13 protein-coding genes are annotated in these 14,792 nt (G+C 30.5%); 9 read left to right on the top strand and 4 right to left on the bottom strand.

Translation table 11 applies throughout. From position 1 onward, the window contains the following. Positions 1 to 116: 116 nt before the first annotated feature. The gene (locus N5D46_RS05040) at positions 117 to 428 is read right to left on the bottom strand and encodes a DUF3817 domain-containing protein (protein WP_219033722.1); all 312 of its coding nucleotides are present in this window, start codon (positions 426 to 428) and stop codon (positions 117 to 119) included. 138 nt (positions 429 to 566) lie between these two features. On the opposite strand from N5D46_RS05040, the gene N5D46_RS05035 reads away from it, so the two are divergent. The 7 genes from N5D46_RS05035 (at position 567) to N5D46_RS05005 (ending at position 9,858) form a co-directional block, all read left to right on the top strand. Further along, complete coding sequence (locus tag N5D46_RS05035) at positions 567 to 2,165, top strand: hypothetical protein (RefSeq protein WP_280049317.1); 1,599 nt, start codon at positions 567 to 569, stop codon at positions 2,163 to 2,165. Between the two features lie 38 nt (positions 2,166 to 2,203). Next, positions 2,204 to 2,986: a hypothetical protein gene (locus tag N5D46_RS05030; RefSeq protein ID WP_115001667.1), complete on the top strand. Its 783-nt coding sequence runs from the start codon at positions 2,204 to 2,206 to the stop codon at positions 2,984 to 2,986. Positions 2,987 to 3,344: 358 nt separating this feature from the next. Next, positions 3,345 to 4,538, top strand: coding sequence for a C1 family peptidase (locus tag N5D46_RS05025; RefSeq protein WP_221854144.1), 1,194 nt, complete (start codon positions 3,345 to 3,347; stop codon positions 4,536 to 4,538). 113 nt (positions 4,539 to 4,651) lie between these two features. Further along, the gene (locus tag N5D46_RS05020) at positions 4,652 to 6,220 is read left to right on the top strand and encodes an FAD-dependent protein (protein ID WP_280049316.1); all 1,569 of its coding nucleotides are present in this window, start codon (positions 4,652 to 4,654) and stop codon (positions 6,218 to 6,220) included. Positions 6,221 to 6,290: 70 nt separating this feature from the next. Continuing rightward, positions 6,291 to 6,497: a hypothetical protein gene (locus N5D46_RS05015; RefSeq protein WP_125349604.1), complete on the top strand. Its 207-nt coding sequence runs from the start codon at positions 6,291 to 6,293 to the stop codon at positions 6,495 to 6,497. Further along, positions 6,497 to 6,874: a fluoride efflux transporter CrcB gene (crcB, locus tag N5D46_RS05010; protein WP_125349605.1), complete on the top strand. Its 378-nt coding sequence runs from the start codon at positions 6,497 to 6,499 to the stop codon at positions 6,872 to 6,874. Before N5D46_RS05015 ends, crcB begins: the two co-directional genes overlap by 1 nt. A 71-nt stretch (positions 6,875 to 6,945) precedes the next feature. After that, entirely contained in the window at positions 6,946 to 9,858 is a 2,913-nt protein-coding gene (locus N5D46_RS05005) for an insulinase family protein (protein WP_115001672.1), read from the top strand. Between the two features lie 81 nt (positions 9,859 to 9,939). Here N5D46_RS05005 and N5D46_RS05000 read toward each other — a convergent pair whose 3' ends face one another. The 3 genes from N5D46_RS05000 to N5D46_RS04990 all read right to left on the bottom strand — a co-directional run bounded on the left by N5D46_RS05000 (position 9,940) and on the right by N5D46_RS04990 (position 12,766). Further along, entirely contained in the window at positions 9,940 to 11,139 is a 1,200-nt protein-coding gene (locus N5D46_RS05000) for a helix-hairpin-helix domain-containing protein (RefSeq protein ID WP_219033727.1), read from the bottom strand. 133 nt (positions 11,140 to 11,272) lie between these two features. Next, on the bottom strand, positions 11,273 to 11,494 hold the full coding sequence (locus N5D46_RS04995; protein WP_125349608.1) for a PspC family transcriptional regulator: 222 nt from the start codon (positions 11,492 to 11,494) through the stop codon (positions 11,273 to 11,275). Beyond that, positions 11,495 to 12,766, bottom strand: a complete 1,272-nt coding sequence (locus tag N5D46_RS04990) for a DUF2851 family protein (RefSeq protein ID WP_125349609.1) — start codon at positions 12,764 to 12,766, stop codon at positions 11,495 to 11,497. Positions 12,767 to 12,871: 105 nt separating this feature from the next. Between N5D46_RS04990 and N5D46_RS04985 the strand changes: the two genes are divergently transcribed. Together N5D46_RS04985 and N5D46_RS04980 are read left to right on the top strand one after the other, a co-directional pair. After that, positions 12,872 to 13,501: a TetR/AcrR family transcriptional regulator gene (locus N5D46_RS04985; protein WP_280049315.1), complete on the top strand. Its 630-nt coding sequence runs from the start codon at positions 12,872 to 12,874 to the stop codon at positions 13,499 to 13,501. A 64-nt stretch (positions 13,502 to 13,565) separates the two neighbouring features. Further along, positions 13,566 to 14,786, top strand: a complete 1,221-nt coding sequence (locus N5D46_RS04980) for a TolC family protein (RefSeq protein WP_260392491.1) — start codon at positions 13,566 to 13,568, stop codon at positions 14,784 to 14,786. The last annotated feature ends 6 nt before the right edge of the window (positions 14,787 to 14,792 follow it).

Genomic DNA, 14,792 nt, shown 5'->3' with positions numbered 1-14,792 from the left:
GTAAAAGCCGAAGATTAATCTTCGGCTTTTTTTATTTAGAAAAATTTGATTCCTAAAACATAAAAAAACCTCAAACAATCACGTTTAAGGTTTTACTTTTTTATCTAATCGTTGTCTTATTTCGCTTCTTCAGCCAACATTTGTTTATATTTTTTGCCTTCGATTAATCTTTTTTCTGCCCAAATTGTTCCTCCAGGAATAACTGCTGCGATAAAAAAGATCATAAAAATTTTCCAAGACCAATTGTATTTTTCTTTCAATAAATAAACCAATATAATATAAGCTATAAACAATCCTCCGTGTACGCGTCCTGCGTATGTTACCCATGTCGGATCTTCCCAAATATATTTCATTGGCATTGCGATAAAAAACAAAACTATCGCAGAAATAGCTTCTAAATATCCAGTAATTTTAAATAATTTCAACATTCATCTTAAATTTGAAGTCAAAAATAATTTTTAATTTCCACATGAACACTAATAGATATCAGTAAAACAAATACTTAACATCTATTTTATACGTTATTATAAGCAACAATGCGATTTTTAGGCTACATATTCTTCTTTTTGATCCAAACTATTTTACTTTTTGGACAAGAAAAAACATATCATTTTTTACGATATAATGATGATACAAAATCGTATACAAAAGATTTCGAAAGCAAAAATCTTGATTCATCTTTAGATTCGCTTCAAAAAACGGGTTATTATACATTGACGATTGATTCTATAAAAAATGAAAAAGTTTATCTAAATAAAGGAAAATTGTACCAAACAATTTGGGTAAAAAACAATGAATTGTTCGAAAATAAAAATAATTATTTCCCAACGAATAATTTAGATTCTATTCTAAATAAAATCGCCACAATCAACACTAATCAAGGTTATCCGTTTGCGCAAATAAAACTTATTCCAAATGGTTTTGAACAAAATGAACAGAAAATTGAATTGGTTTTAGACAAAGGAAATCAGCGCAAAATTGATGGTGTAAAATTGGTTGGTTACGAAAAATTATCAAAAGGTTATTTGCGTCACGGACTTAATATAAAAACTGACGAAGTCTACAATGAACAGAAGTTGGCAACGATTTCGACATTAATGCAACAAACCAATTATATTGCAGAAGCGCAATTACCACAAACTTTATTTAAGCCCGATTCGACGATTTTATATTTGTATCCTCGCAAAGTGAATTCAAATTATTTTGATGGCGTTTTAGGTTTTGGGACTGATGATAACGGCGATTTTAGATTGAACGGAAATGTGCAGCTTTCGTTGAATAATGCGTTCAATAGTTTGGAGGAAATCAGGTTAAATTGGATTGGAACAGCGAACAAAAATACGTCGTTGAATATTGGTGTTAAAGTACCTTATTTGTTCAAATCCGCGGTTGGTTCGGAAACGAATTTCAAGCTTTTCAAGCAAGATTCTGTTTTTGTAAATTTAGATTTTTCGGAGCGATTATTTTATCAACTCAACCTCAACTCAAATATTGGTGTGAGCGGAATTATACAATCGTCTAACTTTTTGTTGGAAGATGATTCCTATCTAAAATCGAGCTACGACGATTATTCGAAAATTGGTTTTGGTTTGAGTTATCACTATTTCCTGAAACATCCTTTTCGTTTGATGGAAGGAAAATCAATGTTGAATGTTGCGGTAAACTCGATTCGTAAAAAGGAAAAGAACTTCTCGTGGACAGAAGATTTGGAAAATAAAACCGTCAATCAAGTTGAAGTTGGTCTAAAAACGTTTCGTTTATTCGAATTATCCAAAAAGCATTTCTTAAAAGCTAGTGCAGAGTTTAGAGGTTTACTCACAAAAGATGATGATTTTTCCGAAAACGAATTGTACAGAATTGGAGGTTTCGGGAGTTTTAGAGGTTTTAACGAAGAAAGTATTACCGCAAATATGTACGGATTTTTGAGTGCAGATTATCGTTTTGTTCCAAGCGAAGCTTTTTATATTGGACTTTTCGCCGATTATGGTTTTATTGATAACAAACGCGCAAATCTGAACACTTCTTTATTAAGTTTAGGAACTGGAATTTCTTTTTTAACGAAAATGGGAATTTTCAATTTGAGTTATGCAGTTGGTAAAACAGACGAAACTTCTTTCGACTTCAAAGAATCTAAAATCCACTTTGGGATATTAAGTCAGTTTTAAAAAAAATATTTTACTTTAGTTTTTATAAACATTGAATAATGAAATATTTATCGTTACTATTTTTACTTGTTAGTTCAACTTTGTTCTGTCAGAAAGATGATATTATAAACTTAAATGAAGTCAATATTCAGAATAAAACAAAATACATTTTATTAAAATCTTATTTTAGAAGTTGGATAATCAAAAATGATAGTTTAACAGATTTTGTAGATGGAGAAGCTTATTATCTTTATCCAAAGGAAGAATTTAAAGATAAATTAAAAGTAAAAAGGTATGTTTTACAATATAGAAACTTTTATAATCCTGAGATAAAAGGTAATAATAAAAAAACGCAAGTCTCTATAATGAATGATTATTATGGATTTTGGAATATTCCTAGTTATAATCGTCATGAAAAATATAAAAAAGTAGAAATTTCTAAAGATAATTTTGATGTTTATAACAGTAAAGATTCTATAATTGGTAAATATTATCAAGGAATTGAGAATGATAGTATAAATTTTGTTTTAAATTTTTCTCGTAAAAAAAATATAAAAATATCATTAAGTTATTTTGGAAAATGGGATAAAAAAGGAGTTCCTCAATTTTTTACTTTAATTCAAAATGAAGATTTATTTGGAAGTAAAAAAGAAATTGTAACAGAAATTTTTCTTACAAAAGAACTCCTTTCTGATTTTGATAATGGAAGAAAAAAATACAATTCAATCAACTTTAATTCTTCAAATTATTATAATAATTATTGGGAAAATTATATAATTGACTATCCTTTACCTTTAAATATCGTTAATAAATTCAATTTATTAATTGAACAAAATCCTTAACCTTGATGGTTACTTTTAATCACTTAAATCTACATTTATCTAAATCATATCTGTTTGTAATCTCCGTCAAGAAGATTTGATTACAAACAAGGTTGTTTATAATAAATGTAAGGCTACATTAATCTAAAACATGTCTGTTTGTAATGAATGTAAATCTACGTTTATCTCAATCATATCTGTTTGTAATATTTGCCAAGAAAATTTGATTACAAACAAGCTTGTTTTAGCTTACCAAACGTACTGTGTGAATGAATACTAAGAATTTTTATTAAAAAAACTTTAAATTTTTATAGGTTTATTGTTAACATTTTCGTGAAATTAGCTACTTATAAAATACTCACACAAAATAAATTTAAAAATGCGTAAAATTTTTTATCCAGTTTTAGCTTCAGCTTTATTTTTAGCTTCAGCTCAATTGGTGTCTGCACAAGACAATTTAGTTAATTCTTTGAACAAAAATGTTAGTGAAAATAGTAAAGAAGCTTTCAAATTTACTGATGTTATCAATTTAGCTAAAACTCCAGTAGAAAACCAAGGTTCATCAGGAACTTGTTGGTCATATTCAGGAAATTCTTTCTTCGAATCTGAAATGTTAAGAATGGGAAAACAACCTATTCAATTGTCTCCAATTTTCAATGCGAGAAATACATATGTTGAGAAAGGAAAACAATATGTTCGCATGCATGGTGCAACAACTTTAGGTGACGGAGGTTCTTTCTATGATGTTTTGAATACAATCAAAAAATACGGAGCTGTTCCAACTGAAACTTACACAGGTTTGAATTACGGAACAAAAACAAATCAATTTGGTGAAATGGCTGCAATTCAAGAAGGAGTTTTGAAAGCGGTTGTTGCAAATCCAAATGGTAAATTAACTCCAAACTGGGAGAAAGCCTATACAGCTGTTTTGGATAGCTATTTAGGAGAATATCCAAAAGAATTCACATACAACGGAAAAAAATATACACCACGTACATTTGCTGATCAAGTGGTAGGAATTAATCCAAACGATTATGTTGCGATTACATCTTTCAAAGATCACGACTATTACAAACCGTTTGTATTAGCGATTCCTGATAACTGGGCGTACGAATCTTTCTACAATGTTCCGATGACAGAGATGACTGACAACATTGATTATGCTTTGAAAAACGGATTTACAGTTGCTTGGGCAACAGACGTTTCTGAAAAAGGATTTAGCTGGAAAAATGGTGTGGCGTATGTACCAGAAGTTGATTTTGCAGATATGAATGCGCAACAAAAAGCAGATATGTTCAAAGGTCCAAAACCAGAAAAAGTAATTACAGAAGATATGCGTCAGGCTGCTTTTGATGATTACCAAACGACTGATGACCACGGAATGCACATTGTTGGTATTGCAAAAGATCAAAACGGTAAAGATTACTACATCGTGAAAAACTCTTGGGGTTTAACTAACGATTACGAAGGATATCTTTATGTAACAAAAGCTTTTGTTCAGTACAAAACAACAAATATTTTAGTTCATAAAAACGGTGTTCAAAAACAAACGTTGAAAAAATTAGGATTATAATCTTAATTTATATAATAATGAAAAGCTGTCTTATGAGACAGCTTTTTTTGTTTAAAAACGAATATTTCAAATGGTTTGATGTACTTTTGCAGTCTAATTTTTAGTCAATAAATATGCCTCAAAATGTAACAATACGCATATCTCCTACAGAAGCTGCAAACGAGAAACTTCTGAAACAACGTTTAGCATCTGCTGTTAAAACAAAACCAGAGAATATCAATGCTTACCAAATTATTCGTCGCTCTTTAGATGCACGAAGCCGAAATATTATTTCCCAATTACAAGTCAATGTTTTTGTAAATGAAGAATTCTCTGATGCTTTCGAGTTTCATCCAAATCTTCAAAATGTAGAAAACAAACACGAAGTTTATATTGCTGGTGCTGGTCCTGCTGGATTATTTGCTGCGTTAGAATTAATAGAACAAGGTCTAAAACCAATTATCATCGAGCGTGGTAAAAATGTTCGTGATCGTCGTCGTGATTTAGCAGCAATGAATAAAGAAGGAAAAGTAAATCCTGAATCAAACTATTGTTATGGCGAAGGTGGCGCTGGAACTTATTCGGACGGAAAATTATATACGCGTTCTACAAAACGTGGAAACATTCTGAAATCATTGCAATGGTTTGTCCATTTCGGTGCAACAGAGCGTATTTTACAAGAAGCGCATCCACATATCGGAACAAATAAGTTACCTGGGATTATCGCCAACATGCGCGAAGCAATTATCGAATGTGGTGGTGAAGTTTGGTTTGATACAAAACTAACGGATATTATCATCGAGAATAATCAAATCAAAGGAATTGAAATTAATCATGATAAAAAAATTAAAACTTCTTCTTTGATCTTAGCAACGGGACATTCGGCTCGTGATATTTTCAGAATGTTAGATGAAAAGAAAGTTTTAATCGAAGCAAAACCTTTTGCATTAGGCGTTCGTGTAGAACATCACCAAAGTTTGATTGATTCTGCTCAATATCATTGTCCAATTGGATCAGAACGGAACGAGTTTCTTCCTCCCGCATCTTATTCGTTAGTTTCTCAAGAAGCTGGTCGTGGCGTTTTCTCTTTTTGTATGTGTCCTGGTGGAATTATCGCACCTGCATCTACAGACGAAGGAGAATTGGTAGTAAATGGTTGGTCTCCTTCCAAACGTGATGGATTTTTTGCAAACTCGGGAATGGTTGTAACAGTTGATGAAAAAGATTTTGCTAAATATGGTTTTACTGGACCTTTGGCTGGAATGAAATTTCAACAAATGGTCGAGCAAAAAGCGTGGCAAGTTGGTGGAGGTAAATTAAAAGCGCCTGCGCAACGAATGACCGATTTTGTTTCAGGAAAATTATCTAATTCATTAAATGATTGTTCTTATTTACCAGGTTTAACATCAGGTTTATTGAGCGAAGTTTTACCAAAAGAAGTTCATCAATCTTTAAAATTAGGTTTCCAAACATTTGGTAAAAAAATGAATGGTTACTATACTGAAAACGCAAATATTGTCGCAACAGAATCCAGAACTTCTTCGCCTGTTCGTATTCCAAGAAATGAAGAAACGTTAGAACATACGCAAGTTGCTGGTTTATTTCCTTGCGCTGAAGGAGCTGGTTACGCTGGTGGAATTATTTCTGCCGCAATGGACGGAGCAAAAGTTGCAATTGCTGTGAAGAATTTTATCGAAAAATAGTTTTATATTTAATACTCAAAATAAAATACGGATGTCAAGCTGAACTTGTTTCAGCTTCACATCTTTAGGAATGATGAATTTAGAAAAAGTAAATAATTTCAAATTTTTATTGATTTCAGTAGTACTGATTTTGATAGGTTATTCAATCAACTTAATCGGTTGGAATATTGGAACAATTACAATTGCTTATTTTGGATTAGGTTTATTCTTTTTAGGAATTATTTCATTCATCATTTTACTATTTTTAGCTTTAATTAAAATTGTTAATAGAATTTAATGAATCTCTTAAAATCTATACTATTTGTCGGTTTAGGTGGCGCTTTTGGTAGTGTTGCAAGATTTTTAATTTCGTACGGAATCGGAAAATATTATTCACAACCTTTTCCATTTGCTACGTTTTTGACAAATATTATCGGTTGTTTTTTGATTGGCACTTTATATGGATATTCAATCAAAAATGGTTTAGGAAATACCTATTTCAATTTTTTACTGATAACTGGATTTTGTGGAGGTTTCACGACATTTTCAAGTTTTTCGTATGAAAATTTCAACTTAATTCAACAACAAAATTACATCACACCAATTATTTATATTTTTTTGAGTGTACTCATTGGTTTACTCTTTACAATGATTGGTTTTAGATTAACAAAATAACTCTATATCGAAAATAGTTTTCTCTTATTCGTTTTAATGTATTACTTTTAAGCAACTTAAAAAATTAATACATGAGGAAATCTATTTTGATCTGCGGAATCATTTTTGGTTCTGTATTTACTCACGCACAATTAAAAACAGTGAAAAAAACTGACAATAAAGGATATACCTACGAAATGGTAGAAAATGATCCTTCGAATACAAGAATTTATACGCTAAAAAATGGTTTGAAAATCTATTTGGCTCAAATAAAAGACGAACCAAGAATCCAAACTCATATAGCTGTAAAAACAGGTTCTAACAACGATCCAGAAGACAATACTGGTTTGGCTCACTACTTAGAGCATATGGTTTTTAAAGGAACTTCTAAAATTGGAACACAAAATTGGGCTGTTGAAAAACCTTTGATCCAACAAATTTCAGATTTATACGAACAGCACAAAGCAGAAAAAGATCCTGCAAAAAAAGTAGAAATCTATAAAAAAATTGATCAAGTTTCGCAAGAAGCATCCAAATATGCTGTGGCAAACGAATACGATAAATTAATTTCATCTTTGGGAGCATCAGGAACTAATGCACATACATCTTTAGAAGAAACAATTTATCATAATAATATTCCGAATAATGAATTAGAGAAATGGTTAACAGTAGAATCTGAGCGCTTTAGTGAATTAACTTTACGTCTTTTTCATACTGAATTAGAAGCCGTTTACGAAGAATTTAATCGTTCACAAGACAATGATGGACGTTTAGTTTTTTATAAAATGATGGAAACATTGTTTCCAAAATCGCATTACGGAACACAAACAACTATTGGAACTTCAGAACATTTAAAAAATCCATCAATGGTTGCAATTCATAATTATTTCGATAAATATTATGTAGCGAGCAATATGGCTGTGATGTTGATTGGTGATTTCGATTTTGATACGGCTGTTCCAATGATTGACAAATATTTTGGAAATTATGCTACAAAAGCAGCTCCTGCACAATATGTTGCAAAAGAAGAGCCGATTAAAACAATTGTAACAAGCGAAGTTTTTAGTCCATCTTCGGAACGTGTTCAGTTTGCTTACCGTTTTAACGGAGCAAAAAGTTCTGATGCAAAATATGTAACATTAATTGATTATATTTTAAGTAATTCTACAGCTGGATTAATCGACTTAAATATCAATCAACAGCAAAAAACATTAGGAGCAGGAAGCTCTTCTTCTTTCTTTAGAGATTATGGTATGCATTCTTTTTCTGGATCTCCAAAACAGGGACAAAGTTTAGAAGAAGTACGTGATTTATTAATTGCTCAGATTGAAAAAATCAAAAAAGGGGAATTTGATGATTGGATGATAGAAGCAGTTGTAAATGATTTAAGAAAATCTCGTATGAAAAGCTGGGAAAATACTCGTTCTTTAGCAGCAAGTTTGTACAAATCATATATCAATGATGTTCCTTGGGCAGAAGTTGTCGATCAATACGATGATATGGGTCGTGTAACAAAGCAAGAACTAATGGACTTTGCAAAGAATAATTATACGAATAATTATGTAATTGTTTACAAACGTCAAGGTGAAAACAAGGATTTGGTACGTGTTTCGAATCCTGGAATTACGCCAATTCAATTGAATCGTGATGCTGAATCTACTTGGTACAAAGATTTCATGAAGATTAAATCAAGTGAGATTAAACCAGTTTTTGTTGACTTCAAAAAAGAATTGAACGAAAGTAAAATCAAGAATGCAAAATTCACTTCGATTCAGAACAAGACAAACGATATTAGCTCTGTTTACTATATCGCGGATATGGGATCAGACAATAACAAAAAGCTTGGTTTAGCGATTAATTACTTAAATTATTTAGGAACGTCCAAATATTCGCCAGAAAACTTGAAAAAAGAGTTTTATAAAATTGGTGTTGATTATGGAGTTAATCCTGGTACAGAAAGAACTTCTGTTTATATCACAGGTTTACAAAAGAACTTAACAAGCGGAATCAAATTATTTGAACATCTTTTAAGTGATGCCGTTGCAAATAATGAATCTTACCAAGAATATGTGAAAACAATCTTGAAATCAAGAGAAAATTCAAAAAAGAACAAAAACGTGATTTCTTCTTTGTTGAACACTTATGCGCAATATGGACCAAATAATCGCTCGAGAGATATTATTTCTGAAGCTGATTTGAAAGCTATTGATCCAAAAGAATTAACGCAAATCATCAAAGATTTCTTTAATTACAAGCACCAGATTTTCTATTACGGAAATAATGAAGCGGAAACGAAAAAAGCAATTGAACAAAATCATAATTTCGGGAAAAATTTAGATTATCCTAAGAAAAAAGAATATCCACAACCAGCTACAGATGGCAAAGTATATTTTGCTCCTTACGATATGGTACAAGCGGAAATTAATTTCTTTGCTCGTGATACTAAATATGATCCAACTTTGTTGACATCTACAGGAATTTTCAATGAGTATTTTGGTGGAGGTTTGTCATCTATCGTTTTCCAAGAAATTCGCGAGTCTAAATCATTGGCTTATTCTGCTGGTTCTTATTACATTAATGCAAATAAAAAAGATAATTACAATTATGTAAGAGCTGTAATTGGAACACAAGCAAACAAATTGCCACAAGCTGTTGACGCAATGAAAGAATTAATGAATAATATGCCAAAAGCAGAAAATCAATTCAATAATTCTAAGCAAGCAGCACTTAAGCAAATCGCTACAAGTCGTTATACAAAAGCAAATGTGTTCTTTTATTGGTTATCATTACAAGATAAAGGTCTAAATTATGATATCAATAAAGATATTTACGATCAAACATCTAAATTAACATTAGATCAATTGGATCAATTTTTCCAAAAACATATCAAAGGTCAAAACTTCAATGTTGGTTTAATTGGTAAGAAAGAAAACTTAGATTGGCCATCTGTTGAAAAACTTGGACAAGTAAAAGAATTAACGTTAGAAGAGTTGTTTAACTACTAATAATCAAACACATAAAAACAAATAAACGCGTTTAGGAAATCCTACAACGCGTTTATTTTAAAAACTAACCAATGAATGAAATCACTCAAACACCAAATAAGGCTCAATTTCCATAAACTTTTCTTCACTTATTGCATAACATCTTTTCAATGTTTTTGCATCTTTAAAACTCCCACCTAACGAACGTTTAAAATTAAGAATCGTATTTACTTGTTTCTCTGTGAAACCGAGTTTTATCCAATCCTCATGACTCAAATTATTTGGATTAAACTTACCTTTTATTTCTATTTTTTCTGCTACTTTATCTTCACTTTTTGACTGTTCAACTTTTGGCTGCTCAGCTTTATAAATTACATTTTCAGGTAAATCAATATAAGATTCCATTTCTGCATATTTTTCATCCGAAATCATATAACATTTTTTCAATTGTTCTTTCGATTTAAACTGACCTCCCAAAATATTTTTATATTTCATAATTGAAGCAGCTTGTTTAGACGAAAAACCTATTTTTTGCCAATCATTTTCAGAATAACTATTTGGATTAAATTTTACATATTGAATCTTTTTGCCACTTTGTTTTTTCTCATTTTTTTCATCTTCCTTTGATTTTTCTGGTAACAAAATATACGTTTTCATCTCTGCATATTTCGCATCATCAATCACAAAACATTTCCTCAATTGCTCTTTCGAGGTAAACTTTCCTCCAACAATCTGTTTATATTTCATGATTATTTCTGCCTGTTTTGGCGAAAAACCAAGTTTTTCCCAGCCTTGTTGTGGCAAATCATTTGGATTGAAATTTTTGTAAACTATTTTAGTTTTTGGTGATGAATAATCTATAAAACTCGATTTAGATTGTTCTGGTAAAAGAACAAAAGGAGCTAATTCATTATACTTTCCTTCATCGATAACATAACATTTCTTAAGCTGTTCTTTCGATGTAAATTCTCCGCCAACAATTCCTTTATATTTCAAAATGACTTCGGCTTGACGTTCCGAAAACCCTAAATTCATCCAATCTTCTAAAGATAATTCGTTTGGGTTAAAGGGTTTGATTGAATCTTTTACTTGTTTATTTGAAGTAGAATTAAATGTATAATTTTTCGGAGTTTTTTGATAATTTGCTAGCAAAGCTTTATCTGCTTCTGATAATTGATATGTTTCTTTTTCAACTGAAATATGTTGAAAAATCTCAAATAACAAAATCAAAACAAATAATAAATACAAGCCAAATCTTTGCGATTTATTCAGGTAAAAAGTAGATTTTTTTAAATATTTCATCTTGGTTGGAAAAGAAGTGAAAATAATATCCTTATCAAACACTCACGATATCGAAAACGACATAACCATCAAATATTTAACAAATTAAGAAATCTAAAATTAATAAAAGGTTTTAAGTATTTGTAAATATTTTTTACAAATCAAAAACCGATTTTCGTTTGATAACAAAACAATCTTTTACCCAAAAAAAGAATAACATAATAAAATAACCAATAAAGGTTAAACCGAAAGTTGCAAAGGTTAAATAAATGAAAATCAAACGTAATTTTGCAACGCGAATTCCCAATTTGTCTGCAAATCGCGAAATCACATTAAACCATTCTGTTTCGGTAAAATTCCTAATTTGATCTTTCATTTAACGTAAAATTTGTTGTCCGATAGCGCAATTTAAACATTTTTTTTCGGAGCAATATCTTTTTTTAAGTTGAATTAATTGTTGAGAATCTTTTGCGGTTTTATTTTCAAAACCAATTCGTTCAAATTCATCTAAAATCGAGTTATTTTCCGCTTCCATTTCATTTAATAAATCCAAATAAAAATCAATTTCTACCTCATCTTTTTGTCGCTCAAAAGCATAACGAATCGGAATAATAGAATTGATGAGCAAATTATTTATTTTATCTTTTGAAAGATTTTTGAGTTGAAATTTTGATTCGTTCTTAAATGTATAATGCGTTTCCCAAAAAGAATTTAATTCCAAATTTTCGAAGATTTTATAAAATTCTTTCAAATTTTTTGGCTGAATAATTTCAGAAAACAAACTTTGATAATTCACATAAATCGATGCTAATTGCGCCAAACGAATCGTCGGAAAACCAATTGGTCGCATTTTCGAAAATCGGAACAAACTATTTTCAATTGATTCTAATTGATATTTATTTTTCAGGAATTGATATTCGTTTTTTAATTGCTTAGAATAATCATTCTCATAGTTTTCTTCTAAAAAACTGGCTTGTCCAAAAAACAAGGCTTCAACTTTTTGGGCATTAAATTGTATTTTTTGCAAAACTTTGAACGGAAAAGAATTTGCCCAAATCTCAAAAGTTTCTACATTAACTTTTAATCCAAAATTCTTTGCCAAACTTTTGAACAATGTTTCTTCCCAATTGGAATTATTGTGTTCTAAAATTTGTACAATATCGTTTGTTTTTTCTTCGAAACGTTCGATTAAAATTCGTTCAAACCAAAAAGAAAATTGCTTCAAATCAATTGAATCTAAAAATTCTTCACAATAAATTTTATCCAACTTAGAATTAATAATATTTTGATAATTAAAAACAATTTCCGGTTTTACAAAATCTTGTAAAATCAAAGTTTGTACATTACGTTGACGCAAAATATCAACTTCACAATCGTGATTCCATACAACATGCAAAATCACATTTTGATACGATAAATCATTTGAATGTTGATGAAAATTCCAATCCGAAGAATTGACATGCATTTCGACACTTCCAATCCACAATTTATCGCCAATGATGATTTCTGCTTCCAAAAAATCTGGCCCAGCATGATGGTTTAACTTTCCAACTTTCACAATTTCAATGAAATCTCCATGAAAAGTTTGTAAGCTTTGATGTGAAAATTGATTCAATTTCCAAATATGATGTAGAAAAATTTCTTTCATAGACAAAAGTTAATCAATGAATTATAAAAAATCATTAAAATAAATACTTATTTTTTTTAAATTAATTAAACGTTTGTTTAACTTTGCACGTTCAATTTTTATAAGATGAAATTAAGTGAGAAGCAAATAGAAATTTTGGGCGCGGCTGAACGAGTTTTTGGAAGACGAGGAATTGATGCTGCAAGTGTTCGAGAAATTGCAAAAGAAGCAAACATTAACATTGCGATGATTAGCTATTATTTTGGATCAAAAGATAAATTGGTCGAGAATTTATTTAGTTGGCGTATCACAACTTTCAATGAATCATTGGCCTCGATTTCTCAAAATTCGACACTTTCTCCATTTGAAAAGTTACAGTCAATCCTAAAAGCTTATTTGAATAGAATTTTAGATAAACCTGAATTTCATGGAATTATGGCAAGAGAATATTCGAAAAGAGATTCAATTTTAGAAATTGATTGTAAAGTCAATGAGTTAAAAACGAAAAATTTAGAATATATCACTAACATTATTAGTGAAGGATATTCTGAAGGCGTTTTTAAACGAAAAGCTCCTGCCGAAGCTGTTGTAATGGTAGTTATTGGTGGAACATCTTATTTGATTTTGAACGAAAAAACATATATGAAACAATGGGGATTATCTTCTCATGAAGAGTTTACAGAACATATTCACGAAGAATATTACCCTTATTTAATAGATTCTTTAAAAGCAATTTTACTATACGATAAAAAATAAAATTTTCTTACCGATTTGTTTAGTTGTTGCTACTTTCGCTCATGCGCAGGAAACCAACGTTTCTTTGCAGGAAGTTATTCAACAAAGTTTGCAGAACAACAAATCTGTGAAAGTTGCCGAAGCTGCTAAAAATACAAGTGAGTATAAAGTACAAAGCGCGAAAAACAATCGTTTACCAGACATTTCGTTGAGTGGACAATATATGCATTTGTTTACGACAACAAATGTAGACATCAAACTTCCGATGCAATCTTCTGGTGGAGGAATGGGAGTTGAACCGAACCAATTATTATTAGGACAAGCAAGTGCTTCTGTTCCTGTTTTTGCTGGATTTAAAATTAAAAATGCAATCAAAAGCAATGAATTAATGGTTGATTTATCAAACTTACAAATCGAAGCAACAAAAGAAAATGTGGTTTGGCAAGCTATTAATTTATATTTTGGATTGTACAAAACGCAACGTTCTATCGATGTGTTGAATGAAAACTTAGTGAGAGCAAATCAACGTGTGAAAGATTTTCAAAACTTTTTGGATAACGGAATCATCGCGAGAAATGATTTGTTGAGAGCAAAATTGCAAGCATCGAATGTGCAAGTTGCAATTGATGAAGCCGAAACGCAATACAAAAACATCAATTACCGATTGAATTTATTGACTGGACAAGACGAAAGTAAAATCGTTCATGTTGATAATGTAGAAACCTTGAAAACCATCAATCAAAATTCTCAAGATTACGTCAATCGTACAGATATTAAATCATATGATGTAAAAAATCAGATTGCTGATAGTCAAATCAAAATTGCGAAAGCAGCTTATTACCCTCAATTAGCGGTTTCAGCTGGATATATTGCGATGGATATTGATAAAGTTGCTTCGGTTACAAATGCAACAAATGTTGGTGTCGGATTGAAATATGATTTATCTTCTTTGTATAAAAATAAAGCAGAAGTTGAAATTGCAAAAGCTCAGAAATTAGAAAATGAGATGCAAAAAGAAACGACAATTGATAAAGCTAAAGTTGAAATGAACGAAGCTTTTCAAAAGTATGATTTAGCAAAAAAGAAAAATAATGTTTACAAAGAAGCTGTAGAACAAGCGAACGAAAACTACAGAATTGTAAAAGATAAAAATGACAACGGATTGGCTGATACAGACGATTTATTAGAAGCGGATGTACAACAATTGCAAGCAAAAATCAATCAAGTTGTCGGAGATGCTGACGAACAATTAGCGATCTACGAATATTACTATACTACAGGAATTTTATTAGAAAACGTACAATAACACCTC

This window comes from Empedobacter sp. GD03865 (assembly GCF_029840775.1).
In the GTDB taxonomy this organism is placed as follows: domain Bacteria; phylum Bacteroidota; class Bacteroidia; order Flavobacteriales; family Weeksellaceae; genus Empedobacter; species Empedobacter falsenii_B.
This window is presented reverse-complemented; position numbering and strand designations above follow the sequence as displayed.

What these genes read in the sequence shown, in the direction of transcription:
- N5D46_RS05015 (WP_125349604.1), top strand. Translation starts at nt 6,291, where the DNA reads ATGATGAATTTAGAAAAAGTAAATAATTTCAAATTTTTATTGATTTCA.
- N5D46_RS05030 (WP_115001667.1), top strand. Translation starts at nt 2,204, where the DNA reads ATGAAATATTTATCGTTACTATTTTTACTTGTTAGTTCAACTTTGTTC.
- N5D46_RS05020 (WP_280049316.1), top strand. Translation starts at nt 4,652, where the DNA reads ATGCCTCAAAATGTAACAATACGCATATCTCCTACAGAAGCTGCAAAC.
- N5D46_RS04995 (WP_125349608.1), bottom strand. Translation starts at nt 11,494, where the DNA reads ATGAAAGATCAAATTAGGAATTTTACCGAAACAGAATGGTTTAATGTG.
- N5D46_RS04990 (WP_125349609.1), bottom strand. Translation starts at nt 12,766, where the DNA reads ATGAAAGAAATTTTTCTACATCATATTTGGAAATTGAATCAATTTTCA.
- N5D46_RS05040 (WP_219033722.1), bottom strand. Translation starts at nt 428, where the DNA reads ATGTTGAAATTATTTAAAATTACTGGATATTTAGAAGCTATTTCTGCG.
- N5D46_RS05025 (WP_221854144.1), top strand. Translation starts at nt 3,345, where the DNA reads ATGCGTAAAATTTTTTATCCAGTTTTAGCTTCAGCTTTATTTTTAGCT.
- N5D46_RS04985 (WP_280049315.1), top strand. Translation starts at nt 12,872, where the DNA reads ATGAAATTAAGTGAGAAGCAAATAGAAATTTTGGGCGCGGCTGAACGA.
- crcB (WP_125349605.1), top strand. Translation starts at nt 6,497, where the DNA reads ATGAATCTCTTAAAATCTATACTATTTGTCGGTTTAGGTGGCGCTTTT.
- N5D46_RS05005 (WP_115001672.1), top strand. Translation starts at nt 6,946, where the DNA reads ATGAGGAAATCTATTTTGATCTGCGGAATCATTTTTGGTTCTGTATTT.
- N5D46_RS05000 (WP_219033727.1), bottom strand. Translation starts at nt 11,139, where the DNA reads ATGAAATATTTAAAAAAATCTACTTTTTACCTGAATAAATCGCAAAGA.